The organism is Ensifer sp. Root558, from assembly GCF_001427045.1.
Taxonomy (GTDB): Bacteria; Pseudomonadota; Alphaproteobacteria; order Rhizobiales; family Rhizobiaceae; genus Ensifer; species Ensifer adhaerens.
In genome coordinates this window covers 539,216-554,520 of sequence record NZ_LMGC01000035.1, presented here as the reverse complement: position 1 = coordinate 554,520, position 15,305 = coordinate 539,216, and the positions used below count along the sequence as shown (strand labels likewise).

Below are 15,305 nucleotides of genomic sequence, written 5' to 3'. Positions count from 1 at the left end.
TGACAAGAGGCCGGAGCGGTTCCATGATCCGCGCAAGCCGCCGAGGAGGGCGGTAACGCTCGTCAAATTCTGGGAGGGATGTATGAGCAGGCTTAAGAGCACGTGGCTTTCGGGATTGGTTGTCGCCGGTGCAATGGCATGGGGACTGGGAGCAGCGGCGGCGGATCCGATCCGCATCGGCATCGCCAATTTTGGCGAGCATCCGCAATTGAACGCATCGATCGCCGGCTTCAAGAAGGCGCTGGCCGAAAACGGCTTCGTCGAAGGCAAGGACGTCGTCTACACCGAGAGCCACACCAATTTCGACGCCTCGCTGGTGCCGCAGATGATCGCCAAGCTGCAGGCCGAACAGCCGAAACTGGTCTACACGATCACCACGCCCGTCTCGCAGATCGCCAAGAAGGCGCTCGCCGGCTCCGGCATTCCGGTCGTCTTCTCCGCCGTTACCGATCCGGTGGCCGCCAAGCTCGTTCCGTCTTGGGAGGCCGGTGACGACGGCATGACCGGTGCGACCGACCTTCAGGACGTGGCCGCCGTCATGGCCTTCACCCACAAGCTGCTGCCGAACGCGAAGCGCTTTGGCGTGCCCTATAATCCGGGTGAGGCGAACGACCAGGCCCTGCTCGACAAGATCAAGGAAGCAGCGCCTGACGCAGGCTTCGAGGTCGTGGAGGTCGGCGTCGACAATGTCAACGACATCCAGCAGCGCATCGCCTCCTTCGCCGGCAAGGCCGACGTGATCTATACGCCCGCATCGAACCTGCTGCAGCCGGCGATCGGTGCTGTGTCGGCAGCCGCGCGCCAGGCGCAGATCCCGATCGTAAACTCCGACGACGGTGCAGTGCGTGACGGCGTCGTACCGGCAAGCTTTGCGGTCAACTATGAGCAGGTCGGCGTCAATGCCGGCAAGATCGCTGCTCAGATCCTCAAAGGTGCAGACCCGAAGACGATCGCGCCGTCGCGCCCGGCCTATGAGGATCACGCGCCGCTGATCTCGAAGAAGGCTGCCGCTGCCTTCGGCATCGAAGTGCCGGCAGCGCTCGCGACCGAATGCAACTGCGTGGTCGATTGATCTCCGTCTTGTCTCTTCAGTGACGGCGCCCCGAGCGCCGTCATCTCATAAGTTAAGGGGGAGCCAATGCTGGAAATCAGATCGGCCCGCAAAGTTTTCTACAAGGGGCAGGCGGACGAAAAAGTCGCGCTCGACGGCCTCAATCTCAGCCTTGCCACGGGCGAATTTGGCGTCGTCATCGGTTCCAACGGCGCCGGCAAGAGCAGCATGCTCAACGCCATTTCGGGTGCATTGGTGCTCGATAGCGGCCAGATCGTCATCAATGGCGACGACGTGACCGCAACGCCCGTACACAAGCGCGCGATGCGGCTTGCCCGCGTGTTCCAGGACCCGATGCGCGGCACCGCTGCCTCGATGACGGTGGCCGAAAACATGCTGCTTGCCGAATTGCGCAGCAACAAACGCACCCTGCGGCGCGGCCTGAACGCGACGCGGCTCGCCACCTACAGGCAACGCCTGTCGCTGCTCGGGCTCGGCCTTGAAAACCGCCTCGACACACGGGTGGAGCTGCTTTCCGGCGGCCAGCGGCAATCGCTGTCCTTGATCATGGCGGTCGGCGGCGAGCCGGAACTGCTGCTGCTCGACGAACACACCGCAGCGCTTGATCCGCGCACTGCCGATATCGTCATGCAGGCGACGATCCGCGCGGTCGAAGCCCTGAAGCTGACAACGCTGATGGTGACGCACAACATGCAGCACGCGGTGGATTTCGGTCACAAGGTCATCATGCTCGACGCCGGGCGCGTCCGTCTCGAAATCGACGGCAAGGAAAAGGCGCAGACGACCGTGCCGGATCTGATCGGCCACTTCTCCGTCAAAACCGACCGCATGTTCCTGGCGAGCTGACGATCATGGATATTCTTCAAAATACCTTCGCGAGCTTCGTCTCGCTCGTTCCCGTCACGCTCGCGCAGAGCCTGATCCTCGCCTTCGTCGTGCTCGGGATCATGATCCCGTTCCGCATGTTGAGCTTCCCGGATCTGACCAGCGAGGGTGCGTTTCCGCTCGGCGGCTGCGTCTGCGGCGTGCTGATGGCGGCGGGCATGTCGCCGCTCGCCGCGATCGCTATCGCACTTCTCGCCGGATTCGTTGCCGGCTGCTGCACGGCCTTCATCCATCTGCGGTTCCGGATCCACACGCTGCTCGCCGGCATCCTGATGATGACGATGCTTTATTCGATCAACCTCAGGATCATGGGTCGCTCGAACCTCTCGGTCTTCGGTGCGCCAACGGTGTTCGACTGGGCGCCGGGGCTGCAGCCGGGCTTCCCCGCAAGCAAGATCGTCGTCGCGGGCCTGATCGCACTCATTGTCTTCGTCCTGCTCTACCACTTCTTCCGCACGGAGAAAGGCACGGCCGTTCGCGCCGTCGGCGCCAATCCCGATATGGCTGAAGCTCAAGGGATCAATGTCTGGATGGCGACGATCGGTGGCGTTGGGCTTGCGGGTGCGTTTTCGGCGGCAGGCGGCGCGCTGATGGTGCAGTCACAGGGCTTTGCTGACGTCAACATGGGCCTCGGCATCCTGATCAACGGCCTTGCGGCGCTGATGATCGGCGAGGCGATCGTCGGCAAGCAGAGCGTGGCGCGCCAGCTCGCTGCGCCGTTCGTAGGTGCGATCGTCTACTACCAGCTCGTCTCCTTCTGCCTGGCCGCCGGCATGCCACCGCCGGACCTGAAACTTGCGACCGGCCTCTTCGTTCTGGCCATGCTGGCTCTTCCGAGCCTCAAGCGAAGCCGCGGCCCTGCGCCCGCCCGCGAAACCGTTCGCGAATAAATGAGGACCACCTTCATGAATGCAGTTCCTGATCTTGCCGCGATAAAGGCCATGGATGTGGCCGATGTGCTCAGCCCGATGCGCGAGCGTTTCATCCTGCCGCCGGGTCTCATCTATCTCGACGGCAACTCGCTCGGCGTTGCCTCGACCGCCGCCTTCGACGAGCTTCGCAAGGCCGCGACCGAAGAATGGGGGCAGGACCTCATCCGCAGCTGGAATACGGCCGGCTGGTTCGAGATGCCGCTGACGCTCGGCGACCGGGTCGGGCGGCTGATCGGGGCGGCCGCCGGCCAGACCGTCGTCTGCGACACCACGTCGATCAACATCTACAAGGCCCTCCATGCGGCCATGGCCTTGCGGTCCGATCGGTCGGTGATCGTCAGCGAAGGCGGCAGTTTCCCGACCGATCTCTACATGGCCGAAGGCGTGGTCTCGACGCGTCCGGGCGCCTCGCTCAGGCTCGAAGGGGTCGATGCGCCCGAGATCGAGGATCTGATCGATGGCAGCGTCGCCGTCGTTCTGGTCAACCACGTCAACTACAAGTCCGGCGAGCTGCGCGATATGGCGGCCCTGACCCGCAAGGCGCACGAACATGGCGCACTGGTCATCTGGGACCTCTGCCATACGGCCGGCGCGTTGCCAGTCGATCTTGACGGCGCCAATGTCGATTTCGCGGTCGGCTGCACCTACAAGTACCTGAACGGTGGCCCCGGAGCCCCCGCCTTCATCTATGCAGCCACCCGTCACCACGGCGATATCCGCCAGCCGCTCACCGGCTGGTGGGGACACGCCCGTCCCTTCGCCTTCGAGAAGCACTATGCTGCCGGTGAGGGCATCCGCCGTTTCCTCTGCGGAACACAGCCGATCCTGTCGCTGCGCGCGCTAAAGGGCGCGCTCGACGTCTGGGACGAGGTCGACATGAAAGCGCTGCGCGAAAAGAGCATCCAGCTCACGGATCTCTTCATCGCGCTCGTTGAGGCGAAATGCGGTGCCCACGGTCTGGCGCTCGAAAGCCCGCGCGACGGAACCAAGCGCGGAAGCCAGGTGTCGTTCAAACAACCGCACGCTTACGAAATCATGCAGGCGCTGATTGCCCGTGGCGTTATCGGTGATTTCCGCGCGCCGACGACGATGCGCTTCGGCTTCACGCCGCTCTATGTGAGCTATGCCGACGTCTGGCAGGCGGTCGAAATCCTGGAGGACATCCTCAAGACCGGTGCATGGCAGGATGCGCGCTTCGCGGTCCGTGCGGCCGTAACCTGATTGATGGCACCAAAGAGCAGCGGGCGGTATTTCGCCCGTTGCCTCTTGTTCAGACACATACCGAGGCTGCCGCCCCGCAGCGGATTCGTTCAGAGCCATTGTGCCTGGAGGCGAGAGGACGGCTAACGGGGGACTTAAGCAATGATCGCGCCACACCGCCCGGCCCCGGAGGAAATCGCCGATGCTCGTAAACGCATCGCGCCGCATTTCGCGCGCACACCGCTCGTCAGGCTCGATCTTGGGTTTCCGGACCGTCAGATATTCCTGAAACTGGAGACGCTGTCGCCAATTGGCGCGTTCAAGCTCCGTCCCGCCTTGAACGCTGTGTTGTCGCGCGATCCGGCCGAACTCGAAAGCGGCGTCGCAGTCACCAGTTCCGGCAATATGGCCTATGGCATGGCCTGGGCGGCACGCCTCATCGGTGTGCCGATGGTTGCCTACATGTATCGCGGCGCACCCCAGACCAAGATCGACGGTGTGCGTGCGCTCGGCGGAGAAGTACGGTTCGTCAGTGCCGAGACCTGGTGGGACTACATCACTGGCGCCGATCATCCGGATGCGCTGGAACTGCTGATCAATCCGGTGACCGATCAGGCGGTGCTGGCCGGGAACGGCTCCATCGGTGTGGAGATCATCGAGGATCTGCCCGATGTCGACGTCGTGCTTACCCCGTATGGCGGCGGCAGCATGACCACCGGGGTGGCCAGCGCTATCAAGGCCGCTTCCGACCGCTGCCGTGTCTTTGCGGTTGAAGATGACAGCGCCGCCCCTGTTTCGGCGGCCCTGGCCGCTGGCCAAATCGTGACGATCGAAACCCGCCCCTCCTTTATCAAGAGCATCGGCGCACCGTCGCTGGTGCCTCAGATCTGGCCGGTGGTCGGTGACCTGATCGATGGGGCGATTGCGGTCAGCCCGGGGCAGGTGACCGAAGCGATGCGGATTCTCTTCAAGAAGGCGAAGATCGTTGCCGAAGGCGCGGGTGCTGCCTCGCTTGCCGCCGCAATCGCGCGACCGGATCTCAAGGGAAACATCGTCTGCGTGGTCTCGGGCGGAAACATCGACGCGGCTGCCTATTCCACAGTGCTCGGCGGTGGCATTCCCTCGGCCTGAGCGACCGATCAAACGCCGAGATAGCGATCCTGGAGTTCTGGCGTCAGCGCAAGCGGCGCTCCCTCGAATACGGTCGCGCCCTTTTCCAGGACGAAGCAGCGGTCGGCAACGGGCAGGAGTTCCGAAAGCGTCTTGTCGACGACGAGGATCGACTGCCCTGCCGCCTTCAGAGTGCGGATCGCCGACCAGATATCCTGGCGAATGACCGGCGCCAGCCCTTCCGTTGCCTCGTCGAGAATGAGCAGGCTGGGATTGGTCATCAAGGCCCGGCCGATCGCAAGCATCTGCTGCTCCCCGCCCGAAAGCGTGTTGGCATACTGATCGCGCCGCTCGCCGAGGCGAGGGAAGAGCGCGGTCACTTTCTCGAAGGTCCATTCGTTGCCGCGAGCCGTGGCGACGAGGTTCTCCATGACGGTGAGATTGGGAAAGCAGCGCCGTCCTTCAGGAACGAGACCGAGACCGAGCCTTGCAATCCTGTGCGGGCGCAGGCCGGAGATGGTCTTGCCGGCAAAGGAGATGGCGCCTGAACGCGGGCGCACGAGCCCGAGGATTGAGTTGATCGTCGTCGTCTTGCCCATGCCGTTGCGGCCCATGAGCGCGACGACCTCGCCCTCGCGCACATCGAGGTTGACGCCGAAGAGCGCTTGGGATGCGCCGTAGAAGGTTTCGAGACCTTTGAGTTCGAGCAGGCTCACGCGGCTTCTCCCAGATAGGCCCGGCGCACATCCGGATCGCTGCGGATTTCATCGACTGTGCCTGACGCGATGATGCGGCCGTAGACCAGCACGGAGATGCGATCCGCCAGCGCAAAGACCGCATCCATGTCGTGCTCCACCAAGAGCATTGGCGCTTCGTGACGCAGCCCATCAAGGAACGAAGTCAGCCGCTTGGAGCCCTCCGGTCCCATGCCGGCCATGGGCTCGTCGAACAGAAAGACTTTCGGCGACAGCGCCAGCGCGATGGCGATTTCGAGTTGCCGGCGTTCGCCGTGCGAGAGTTCGGCCGCCGGCACGTGGGCACGCGCAGCAAGATCGACGCGCTCCAGCATCGCCATCGCCGGTTCGGTCAGTTCCTTGTCGTTGCTGACCTGGCGAAAGAAGTGGAAGCTGCTGCCGTGGCGCGCCTGCACCGCCAGCATGACGTTGCGAAGAGCCGAGAATTCCTGCGCCAGCGAGGAGATCTGGAAGCTACGGGCAAGGCCGAGCCTTGCGCGGGCGGCCATATCGAGGCCGCCGATATCCTGGCCGAGAAAACGGATCGTGCCGCTGTCGGCCCTGAGCGATCCGGCGATCTGGTGGATCAGCGTGCTCTTGCCGGCGCCGTTCGGGCCGATCAGCGCATGGATCTGCCCCGGGTGAAGCTCGAGGCTGACGCCATCAGTCGCTTTAAGGGCGCCGAAGGATTTTCTGAGGTCGCGGATTTCGAGAACGGGCTCAGACATGGCGCGGCTTTCCGGAGAGGAGACCCAGCAGACCGCCGCGGGCAAACAGCACGATGCCGAGCAGGATGAGGCCGAGGAAGAACTGCCAGCGCTCGGTGATGCCGCCGAGCACATATTCGAAGAAGACGAAGATCATCGCGCCGGCAACCGGGCCGAACAGTCGGCCTTTGCCGCCGAGGATGATCAGCACGATCAGTTCACCCGACATGTGCCAGGAGAGCATAGAGGGACCGACGAAGCGATTGAGGTCGGCATAGAGCGCGCCGGCAAACCCGGTGATCATCGCGGAGACGGCGAAGGCGACGAGGCGGATGTTGAAAGGTGCGATGCCGACTGCGGCAAGGCGGGTACCGTTCTGTCTCGCCGCCTGCAGGGCGCTGCCGAAGCGTGAACCCTCGACCACGCGAAACAGAAGCAGCGCCGCCATCAGTGCCGCGTAGCAGATCAGGAAATAGGGCAGGGGCTTGGCCGTGTTGACGCCGGGAAAGGCGTTGCGCATCGACAGCGACAGGCCGTCCTCGCCGCCATAGGCCGGCCAGGAGATCGCGAAGTAGTAGATCATCTGCGCGAAGGCGAGCGTGATCATGATGAAATAGACGCCTGAGGTGCGCAGGCTGATCGCACCGATCGGCAACGCGATGAGCCCGGCGACTGCGACGGCGACGACCCAGATCAGCGGCATGGATGTCGTCGCCGGAATGCCGGCAAAGAGCGGCTCGGCATTGAAGGCGTGCGTGGCGAGGATGCCGGCGACATAACCGCCGAGGCCGAAAAAGGCCGCATGCCCGAAAGAGAGCAGCCCACCAAGCCCGAGCGCCATGTTGAGGCCGACGGCGGCAAGCGCCAGCACGACGATGCGGGTTGCGAGCGTCACATAGAAGGGTTCGCCCAAGCTTGCAGCCAGTATCGGCGCACCGAGAAGCAGCAGGGCGAGCAGCAGGTTGATTGTGGTTTCGCGGGTCATCTTGGCCTCACGACTGTGCCGAAAACAGGCCACTCGGCCTGAAGGCGAGGATAAGGGCCATGACGACGTAGATCAGCATCGAGGCGAGCGCCGCCCCGATCGTGGTCGCCTGCGATGCGGGCATGGTGAGTGCCAGAAGCGATGGGAGCAGGAAACGGCCCATCGTGTCGACGACACCGACGATGACAGCGCCGACCAGTGCCCCCTTGATCGAGCCGATACCGCCAATGACGATGACGACGAAGGCGAGGATGAGGACCGGTTCGCCCATGCCGACCTGCACCGATTGCAATGCGCCCACCAACGCGCCGGCAAGCCCGGCAAGCGCTGCACCGAGTGCGAAGACGACCGTATAGAGCGTGCCGATGTCGACACCGAGCGCTCCGATCATCTCTCGATCGGACTCGCCCGCCCGGATGCGCATGCCGAGCCGGGTTCTGGAGATCAACAGATAGAGGCCGATCGCAACGGCAATGCCGACGCCGATGATCGCCAGGCGGTAGAGCTGGTACTGGCCGCCGCCCGGCAGCGGTACGGCACCCTGGAGCGAGGGCGGAATGTCGAGATAGAGCGGGAAGGAGCCGAAGAGCCAGCGGGCGCCTTCCGACAGGATCAGAATCAGGGCGAAGGTCGCAAGGACCTGATCGAGATGATCGCGGTCGTAGAGCCTGCGGATGACGGCAACCTCGATGATCGCGCCGACACCAGCTGCAGCTGCAAGGCTGGCGATGAGGCCGATCCAGAAGGAGCCGGTGGCGGCTGCGACCGTGGCGCAGGCAAACGCGCCGATCATATACAGTGAGCCGTGCGCCAGGTTGATGAGGCCCATGACCCCGAAAATCAGGGTCAGGCCGGCGGCCATCAGAAACAGCATCACACCGAGCTGGAGCCCGTTGAGCAGTTGTTCGATCAGAAGTGCGGTGAACAAGAGACCGGTCCAAGCTTGATGTCAGGAGGACATGGATCTTCGACCGGATGGCGGCATCAAGGCCGCGCACCCGGGCAAACGACAGGTGCAGGGCACTACATGCTGCACTTCTCGGCGTAGGCGTCCTTGTGGTCTTCGAAGGCGGTGGCGATAATCTTGTTGGTGAGCACGCCGTCGGCTTCCTTCACCACCTCGCGGACGTAGATGTTCTGGATCGGGTGGTTGTTGTTGTTGAAGACGAATTTGCCGCGCACCGACTGGAAGTCTGCTGCCTTAAGTGCCGCGCGGAAGGCGTCCTTGTCGTTGACGCTTGCCTTGGACAGCGCGCCGAGGATCAGGTTTGCGGTATCCCAGCTCTGCGCCGCGTAGATCGAGGGCAGGCGCTTGTACTCGGCCTTGAAGGCTTCGACGAACTTCTTGTTGGCCTCGTTGTCGAGGTCCTTCGACCAGGTCGCCGAGTTCTTGACGCCAAGCGCCGCGTCGCCGATCGCCGGCAGGACGTCCTGGCTAAAGGAGAAGCCCGGGCCCATGACGGGGATGTTCACGCCCGACTGGGCATATTGCTTCATGAAGGCGATGCCCATGCCGCCGGGCAGGAAGAAGTAGACGGTGTCGGCACCCGAGGCGCGGATCTGGGCGATTTCGGCGGCGTAGTCCGTCTGCCCGACCTGCGTGTAGATCTCGCCGGCAAGCGCGCCCTTGTAATAGCGCTTGAAGCCGGTCAGCGCGTCCTTGCCGGCCGGGTAGTTGGGGGCGAGGATGAAGGCGTTCTTGTAATCCTTGTTGGCGTATTGGCCCATCGCCTCATGGAAATTGTCGTTCTGGTAGGCGACGTTGAAATAGTTCGCATTGCAGTTCGCACCGGCAAGTGCCGAGGGACCGGCGTTCGGCGACAGATAGATCACGTCCTGCGCCACCGTGTTCGGCACGACGGCCATCGCAAGGTTCGACCAGATGATGCCCGTCATCAGGTCGACCTTGTCGCCCTGGATCATCTTCTCGGCGATCTGCACCGCAAGTTCCGGCTTCTGGGCATCGTCCTCGATCACCAGCTCGACGTCCTTGTTGCCCGACTGCTTGATCGCCAGCGTGAAGGCGTCGCGCATATCGATGCCGAGGCCGGCGCCGCCGCCCGACAGCGTGGTGATGACGCCGATCTTCACCGGCTCGGCATGGGCAAGGCTTGACGTTGCAAGTGAAAGGCCAAGAAGGCCTGCTGCCAGAATGCGGTTCATGCTGTTCTCCTCTTTGTTGGTTCCCTTTTGGGTTGTGTTCTATCAGAGACCCGTGCGCACGTGCCAGAGCTCGGGGAAAAGTTCCACTTCGAGCATCTTTTTCAGATAGGACGCGCCGGATGTGCCCCCGGTTCCGCGTTTCATGCCGATGATGCGCTCGACGGTCGTGACGTGGTTGAAGCGCCAGCGACGGAAGTAGTCCTCGAAATCGACCAGTTTCTCGGCGAGCTCGTAGAGCATCCAATAGCGCTCGGGATCGCGGTAGACGATCTGCCAGGCGGCGAAGACCTTTTCGCTTTCCGTGCGCGTCTCGCGCCAATCGCTCTTGTCCGCTTCCGCGCCGACATCGAAACCGTTGCGCGAAAGAAGCCGGATCGCCTCGTCGTAGAGCGACGGCGCTGCCAGGATCGCTTCCAGCTTTTCCATGATGTCGGGGCGGTGCGCATGCGGCCCGAGCATCGCGACATTGCGGTTGCCGGCGAGGAACTCGATCGCCCGGTACTGCCAGGACTGGAAGCCGGAGGATTGGCCGAGCGATTCACGGAACGTGGTGTATTCGCTGGGGGTCATCGTTCGCAGCACATCCCAGGCGCTGTTCAGCTGCTCGAAGATGCGGGCGACGCGCGTCAGCATCTTGAATGCGGGCTCCAGCCGGTCGTCGCGGATCGAGCGGACCGCCGCGTTGATCTCGTGCAGCGCGAGCTTCATCCAGAGCTCGGACGTCTGATGCTGGATTATGAACAGCATCTCGTCATGGGCTTTGGAAAGCGGCTCCTGCGCATCCAGTACCTTTTCCAGCATCAGGTAGTCGCTATAGGACATGCGTCCCTCGAACGACATCTGGGCGCCTTCTTTCGAAGGGTCGTATGATTTGCTCATGTTTTCAGTTCTCCGACCGCAATCGGAACCGCTGGATCTTGCCCGTGGCTGTTTTCGGCAGGTTGTCCAGGAACTTTACCGATCGCGGATATTTGTAAGGCGCGATCGTCGCCTTCACATGATCCTGCAGACGCTTGATCGTTGCGTCGTCTGCCGACACGCCAGATATCAGAACGACATAGGCTTCGACAATCTGGCCGCGTTCCTGATCGGGCGCACCGACGACGGCGCATTCTGCGACCTCCGGGTGGGAAATCAGGGCGGCTTCGACCTCGGGGCCGGCGATGTTGTAGCCGGCGGTGATGATCATGTCGTCCGAACGGGCGGCGAAATGGAAGAAGCCGTCCTCGTCCTGATAGAAGGCGTCGCCGGTCAGGTTCCAGCCGTCGCGCACATAGTCGCGCTGTCGGCTGTCGGCCATGTAGCGGCAGCCGGTCGGGCCACGCACCGCAAGCCTGCCGATCGTGCCGCGGGGGACTTCCTGCATGTCGTCATTGACGATCCGCGCTTCGTAGCCGCCGACCGGCTTTCCGGTCGAGGCGGGCTTGCGGTCCTCGAAGCGGTTGGAAATGAAGATATGCAGCATCTCGGTCGCGCCGATCCCGTCGAGGATCGGCTTGCCGGTCTTGGCCGTCCACTCCTCGAAGACCGGACCGGGCAGGGTCTCGCCCGCCGAGATCGCGACGCGCAGTGATGAAAGATCGGCGCCGTTATCCATCGCCTTCATCATCGCCCGATAGGCGGTGGGCGCGGTAAACGAGATCGTCGCTTTGTACTTCTCGATGATCTCCACCATGTTGGCCGGCGTCGCATGCTCGAGCAGTGTCGCTGCGGCTCCAAAGCGCAAGGGGAAGATCGCAAGGCCGCCAAGGCCAAAGGTGAATGCGAGCGGCGGCGAGCCGACGAAGATATCGTCGGGCGTGACCCCGAGCACTTCGCGGGCATAGCCGTCGGCGATCGCCAGGAGATCGCGGTGAAAGTGCATGGTCGCCTTCGGAATCCCCGTCGTGCCAGAGGTGAAACCGAGCAACGCCACATCGTCGCGACCGGTATGCACCGCCTCGAAGACCACTGATTTATCGAGCGCAATGCGGTCGAGTTCGGCGTCGTGGTTCGCGGTCCCGTCGAAACTCACGACCTGCTTCAGGAAGCGGCTGTCCTTGGCGCAGACGATCATTTCTTCCATCAGTCGCGTGTCGCAAAGTGCCAGGCTGACTTCGGCCTTGTCGACGATCTTGGCGAGTTCCCCGGCCCGGAGCATCGGCATGGTGTTGACGACGACGGCGCCGGCCTTGGTGGCCGCCAGCCAGCAGGCGACCATGGCCGGATTGTTGGCGGAGCGGATGAGCACGCGGTGCCCGGGCTTCACACCGTAATTTTCAACCAGCGCGTGGGCGAGACGGTTGGTCCAATCGGACAGTTCCTTGTAAGTCCGGCGGCGGCCATTGCCGATCAACGCGGTATGATCGCCGAAACCCTTGGCAACCATGGCGTCCGTCAATTCGACGGCAGCGTTGAGGTGATCCGGGTAGTCAAAACCTTCGAGAAGAAACTCCGGCCATTCTTCCTGTGGCGGAAGATGGTCGCGGGTGAACGTATCGACGTGCGAAGTCGGTCCAAGCATGTGGCGGCTGTTCCCTAATTTCGTTCGTGCCTGTTGCCCAGGCATTGTTCAAAGCCGGCGGAAAGTCTTGCGGTGGTTCAAAGCCCTGGTCTGCGGACAAGCGGCAAGCGTCGCGGCACTATTCAAAGTGACACGGGCCGTCGCCGGCGCGACTCCAGTTATGGCGACAGGCACAGCGAGACCTCCACTTCTCGGCTGAACATGGGGCAGCATCGCACCAGTCCAAAATTATTTCAAGCCTAAAGTTTTTTCGATTGCCGGCATTGCCTTTCCCGGTGGGGCAGGCGATTGCTATCTGTGAGGAGACATCAAAGGGAGGATGAAATCGATGCTGGAACACCGCATTTCCGACTGGGACGACGCCTATGCGAACGGCTCGAACATCGCGCGCGGCGATCGCTGGCCGGAAGCCTGGGTCAAACCGGCCGAGGCGTTCCGCAACGCCCTCTTGAGCGCCGGACGCGCCAAACTCGACCTGGCCTATGGCGATCGGCCGAGGAACCGCATGGATCTCTTTCTTCCCGACGGTTCGCCCAAGGGCCTGGTGGTCTTCGTCCACGGCGGGTACTGGCTACAGCTCGACAAGAGCTTCTGGTCGCACCTGGCGGCCGGAGCAGTGGAGCGCGGCTATGCCGTCGCGATGCCGTCCTACACGCTCTGCCCAAAGATTCGCATTGCCGGGATCGTCGAAGAGGTCGCCGCCGCTATAAGCGAGGCATCGAAACGCGTCGAGGGTCCCTTGATGCTGACCGGCCATTCGGCCGGCGGCCACCTCGTCAGCCGAATGATCACGACGACCGCGCCGCTTTCGCCTGATGTCCAGGGCCGGATCCGCAACGTCGTCTCGATCTCCGGCGTGCATGACCTGCGCCCGATCATGTCGACGGCCATGAACGAGAAGCTCGCGATCGACGAGGCCGAGGCACTTTCACAGAGCCCGGCACTGCTGCGGCCGATGCCAGACGCCCGCATCACCTGCTGGGTCGGAGGCGGCGAGCGTGCGGAGTTCCTGCGTCAGAACGCGCTTCTTGCCAATATCTGGACCGGATTGGGTGCAACGACGGCTGCTGTCGCGGAGCCGGACCGGCACCACTTCAACGTCGTCGACGGCCTTGCCGACGCCAAGCATCCCCTGGTGCGGACGTTACTGTTGGGCGTGTGAACGTCGGGCTGGGTCGCTCCCGTATTCCCTTGATAAGGGTATGAAGCGCTTCTAACTGCGCCATATCTCGGTGTTTGTATCGCTACTATATCCGTCAAAACTGACTAGAGTGCTCCTCCCGGTCTCGCCGGAAGCGAGCGACGCAAAATGAAGGCAAGCATGGAGACGCCGTCGACCGTCATCGATCTCGCTTCGATCGTCCAAACCTCGCTGGCGCCCGTCTTTCTTCTCGCCGGCACTGCCGGCTTTGTCAGTGTCTATGCCTCCCGGCTTGGCAGGGTGTCCGATCGCGTCAACGAGATCGGGGAGAAATACGAGCAGAACGACGCGCGGCGGATGCAGCTTGACTATCTGCGCCGGCGGACGCTGGCGCTCGAGATCGCCGTTGCGCTGGGGACTTTCGCGGCGATCTGCACGGGGTGCGCCATTCTCAATCTGCTCGCCGGCGCGCTTGCCTTCGGGTTTCGCGAGGAGAACCTTTTCTGGTTTTTCGGCGGCGCGATCGTCTCGCTCATCGGGTCGCTGTTGGCCTTCCTGTTCGAGATGCTGATCGCCGGGCGGAACATGCTGCGCCAGATGCGCATGGATCAGGCAGCGTCGGGCGGCGACTGATGCCGGTGCCGCCGTCAGCTTTCAGGCGAATTCAACCGTCGCCTGCGCCTCGTTGACTACGTACTCGATCTTGGCGACCGGCATCGGTCCCGGTTCTTCGCACACATTTTGGCGATCGGCTTGCCCATCTCCATCGTATCGAGCACCGCCAGGATGTCACGGCTCTCGGCGATCAATTCGGAAAAACGGATGAGGACGTCTGTCCGCCGCCGAAGCGGAATGCGCGACCAGACATCCTATCGAAACCGCGTGGCCGCGATATCGCAGGCGACCTCGATGTCGGCGGCGTTGCCATGGCGCGATCGATCTTCAGGGGCGTCTAACCTGGCACTCGCCGGTGATCGCTTTCGATCGCGATTTGATCGCGGCCGTTAGAGCAAGCGCAAAGAGGGTGCCAACTCTCCCATCGCGACATCGTTTCCGGTGCCGGCCATGACGCGTTCAATCTGACGCGCCGGGTCCGGCGCGAACGGGTGGGGAAGAAGTAGTCGGTCCGGGACCGGGAGAAAGTGTGGGACCGGAGGCGTCGGGTGAGCCGTAAAGCTGCCGTGGAATGGTCAGCAAATGGCCCCGATACGGCCGCATCGAGCCCATTCCAACGTTCCATCGTCGCGGCGCATTCGGTATCCGGCCGACCTTAGGGGCGATTGAAACTCAGTATCGCTCCTAATCACGTCATGCGCATCAGAGAGGAATGAATATGATCACCGGTTACAAACCCGTCGCGTCGCTCGCGGCGGCAGTCTTTAGCTTCATGGTCGTCAGTCCCGCATCCGCCCTTGAGATCGCTCAGGCCGAAACGACCCAGCCGACGCAGGGCCAGGCTGGCAGCAAGGGCCCGGACGCTGCGATCAGCGACCAGAAAATCGAGGCCTTCGCGGTTGCCTATCTTCAGGTCGACAAGGTGAGGCAGGAATATTCCGCCAAGATAGAAGCAACGTCGGATGCAACGGCGAAGAAGGACCTGGAGACCGAAGCCAGCAAGAAAATGGTCGAGGCCGTCCAAGCCTCACCGGCCATTTCGATCGAAGAGTATTCGGCAATCCTTACGGCTGCACAGAGCGATCCCGCAGTCGCCAAGAAGGTTCAGGCAAAACTCCAAGACACCGCTCCGGCACAGCAATAGCCGGGCTCGGACGCAACCAGTTGGACAGCGACAAATGGGTAGCCCGCACCAGGTGCGGGCTACCCGCTACGAAATGGACCTTCACCGATCTGCCGGGCCAAGGTCCAGCCGCTT

General features: G+C 62.8%; 15 protein-coding genes. 8 read left to right on the top strand and 7 right to left on the bottom strand.

The window, feature by feature from the left end; all coding sequences use genetic code 11:
* The first annotated feature begins 82 nt into the window (after positions 1-82).
* The 5 genes from ASD63_RS29020 to ASD63_RS29000 all read left to right on the top strand — a co-directional run bounded on the left by ASD63_RS29020 (position 83) and on the right by ASD63_RS29000 (position 5,220).
* Positions 83-1,072 carry an ABC transporter substrate-binding protein gene (locus ASD63_RS29020; RefSeq protein WP_034796266.1) on the top strand — a complete coding sequence of 330 codons (990 nt, stop codon included), beginning with the start codon at positions 83-85 and terminating at the stop codon, positions 1,070-1,072.
* A 66-nt stretch (positions 1,073-1,138) separates the two neighbouring features.
* Entirely contained in the window at positions 1,139-1,918 is a 780-nt protein-coding gene (locus tag ASD63_RS29015; protein WP_060530169.1) for an ABC transporter ATP-binding protein, read from the top strand.
* Between the two features lie 5 nt (positions 1,919-1,923).
* Positions 1,924-2,847: an ABC transporter permease gene (locus ASD63_RS29010; RefSeq protein WP_034796270.1), complete on the top strand. Its 924-nt coding sequence runs from the start codon at positions 1,924-1,926 to the stop codon at positions 2,845-2,847.
* Between the two features lie 15 nt (positions 2,848-2,862).
* Positions 2,863-4,110 carry a kynureninase gene (gene kynU, locus ASD63_RS29005; protein ID WP_060530168.1) on the top strand — a complete coding sequence of 416 codons (1,248 nt, stop codon included), beginning with the start codon at positions 2,863-2,865 and terminating at the stop codon, positions 4,108-4,110.
* Positions 4,111-4,251: 141 nt separating this feature from the next.
* A complete protein-coding gene (locus tag ASD63_RS29000) occupies positions 4,252-5,220 on the top strand; it encodes a pyridoxal-phosphate dependent enzyme (protein ID WP_060530167.1) in 969 nt (322 codons plus the stop codon).
* 8 nt (positions 5,221-5,228) lie between these two features.
* Here the strand turns inward: ASD63_RS29000 and ASD63_RS28995 are convergent, their stop codons facing one another.
* From ASD63_RS28995 to ASD63_RS28965, 7 genes are all read right to left on the bottom strand, one after another.
* On the bottom strand, positions 5,229-5,915 hold the full coding sequence (locus tag ASD63_RS28995) for an ABC transporter ATP-binding protein (protein ID WP_060518009.1): 687 nt from the start codon (positions 5,913-5,915) through the stop codon (positions 5,229-5,231).
* Positions 5,912-6,661 carry an ABC transporter ATP-binding protein gene (locus tag ASD63_RS28990; RefSeq protein ID WP_034796279.1) on the bottom strand — a complete coding sequence of 250 codons (750 nt, stop codon included), beginning with the start codon at positions 6,659-6,661 and terminating at the stop codon, positions 5,912-5,914. Before ASD63_RS28990 ends, ASD63_RS28995 begins: the two co-directional genes overlap by 4 nt.
* Positions 6,654-7,625 carry a branched-chain amino acid ABC transporter permease gene (locus ASD63_RS28985; protein ID WP_034796282.1) on the bottom strand — a complete coding sequence of 324 codons (972 nt, stop codon included), beginning with the start codon at positions 7,623-7,625 and terminating at the stop codon, positions 6,654-6,656. The genes ASD63_RS28990 and ASD63_RS28985 overlap by 8 nt, the downstream gene beginning before the upstream one ends.
* Positions 7,626-7,632: 7 nt before the next feature.
* Positions 7,633-8,553: a branched-chain amino acid ABC transporter permease gene (locus ASD63_RS28980; RefSeq protein WP_060530166.1), complete on the bottom strand. Its 921-nt coding sequence runs from the start codon at positions 8,551-8,553 to the stop codon at positions 7,633-7,635.
* 95 nt (positions 8,554-8,648) lie between these two features.
* Positions 8,649-9,788, bottom strand: coding sequence for an ABC transporter substrate-binding protein (locus ASD63_RS28975; protein WP_060530165.1), 1,140 nt, complete (start codon positions 9,786-9,788; stop codon positions 8,649-8,651).
* Positions 9,789-9,830: 42 nt separating this feature from the next.
* Entirely contained in the window at positions 9,831-10,667 is an 837-nt protein-coding gene (gene kynA / locus ASD63_RS28970) for a tryptophan 2,3-dioxygenase (protein WP_060518000.1), read from the bottom strand.
* 4 nt (positions 10,668-10,671) lie between these two features.
* A complete protein-coding gene (locus tag ASD63_RS28965) occupies positions 10,672-12,291 on the bottom strand; it encodes a benzoate-CoA ligase family protein (RefSeq protein WP_034796293.1) in 1,620 nt (539 codons plus the stop codon).
* 328 nt (positions 12,292-12,619) lie between these two features.
* On the opposite strand from ASD63_RS28965, the gene ASD63_RS28960 reads away from it, so the two are divergent.
* From ASD63_RS28960 to ASD63_RS28950, 3 genes are all read left to right on the top strand, one after another.
* A complete protein-coding gene (locus tag ASD63_RS28960; RefSeq protein ID WP_060530164.1) occupies positions 12,620-13,453 on the top strand; it encodes an alpha/beta hydrolase in 834 nt (277 codons plus the stop codon).
* A gap of 159 nt (positions 13,454-13,612) precedes the next feature.
* Positions 13,613-14,065, top strand: a complete 453-nt coding sequence (locus ASD63_RS28955) for a DUF2721 domain-containing protein (RefSeq protein ID WP_034796355.1) — start codon at positions 13,613-13,615, stop codon at positions 14,063-14,065.
* Between the two features lie 700 nt (positions 14,066-14,765).
* Positions 14,766-15,191, top strand: a complete 426-nt coding sequence (locus ASD63_RS28950; protein ID WP_060530163.1) for a DUF4168 domain-containing protein — start codon at positions 14,766-14,768, stop codon at positions 15,189-15,191.
* Positions 15,192-15,305: the final 114 nt, after the last annotated feature.

What these genes read in the sequence shown, in the direction of transcription:
- ASD63_RS29020 (WP_034796266.1), top strand. Translation starts at nt 83, where the DNA reads ATGAGCAGGCTTAAGAGCACGTGGCTTTCGGGATTGGTTGTCGCCGGT.
- ASD63_RS29015 (WP_060530169.1), top strand. Translation starts at nt 1,139, where the DNA reads ATGCTGGAAATCAGATCGGCCCGCAAAGTTTTCTACAAGGGGCAGGCG.
- ASD63_RS29010 (WP_034796270.1), top strand. Translation starts at nt 1,924, where the DNA reads ATGGATATTCTTCAAAATACCTTCGCGAGCTTCGTCTCGCTCGTTCCC.
- kynU (WP_060530168.1), top strand. Translation starts at nt 2,863, where the DNA reads ATGAATGCAGTTCCTGATCTTGCCGCGATAAAGGCCATGGATGTGGCC.
- ASD63_RS29000 (WP_060530167.1), top strand. Translation starts at nt 4,252, where the DNA reads ATGATCGCGCCACACCGCCCGGCCCCGGAGGAAATCGCCGATGCTCGT.
- ASD63_RS28990 (WP_034796279.1), bottom strand. Translation starts at nt 6,661, where the DNA reads ATGTCTGAGCCCGTTCTCGAAATCCGCGACCTCAGAAAATCCTTCGGC.
- ASD63_RS28985 (WP_034796282.1), bottom strand. Translation starts at nt 7,625, where the DNA reads ATGACCCGCGAAACCACAATCAACCTGCTGCTCGCCCTGCTGCTTCTC.
- ASD63_RS28975 (WP_060530165.1), bottom strand. Translation starts at nt 9,788, where the DNA reads ATGAACCGCATTCTGGCAGCAGGCCTTCTTGGCCTTTCACTTGCAACG.
- kynA (WP_060518000.1), bottom strand. Translation starts at nt 10,667, where the DNA reads ATGAGCAAATCATACGACCCTTCGAAAGAAGGCGCCCAGATGTCGTTC.
- ASD63_RS28965 (WP_034796293.1), bottom strand. Translation starts at nt 12,291, where the DNA reads ATGCTTGGACCGACTTCGCACGTCGATACGTTCACCCGCGACCATCTT.
- ASD63_RS28960 (WP_060530164.1), top strand. Translation starts at nt 12,620, where the DNA reads ATGCTGGAACACCGCATTTCCGACTGGGACGACGCCTATGCGAACGGC.
- ASD63_RS28955 (WP_034796355.1), top strand. Translation starts at nt 13,613, where the DNA reads ATGGAGACGCCGTCGACCGTCATCGATCTCGCTTCGATCGTCCAAACC.
- ASD63_RS28950 (WP_060530163.1), top strand. Translation starts at nt 14,766, where the DNA reads ATGATCACCGGTTACAAACCCGTCGCGTCGCTCGCGGCGGCAGTCTTT.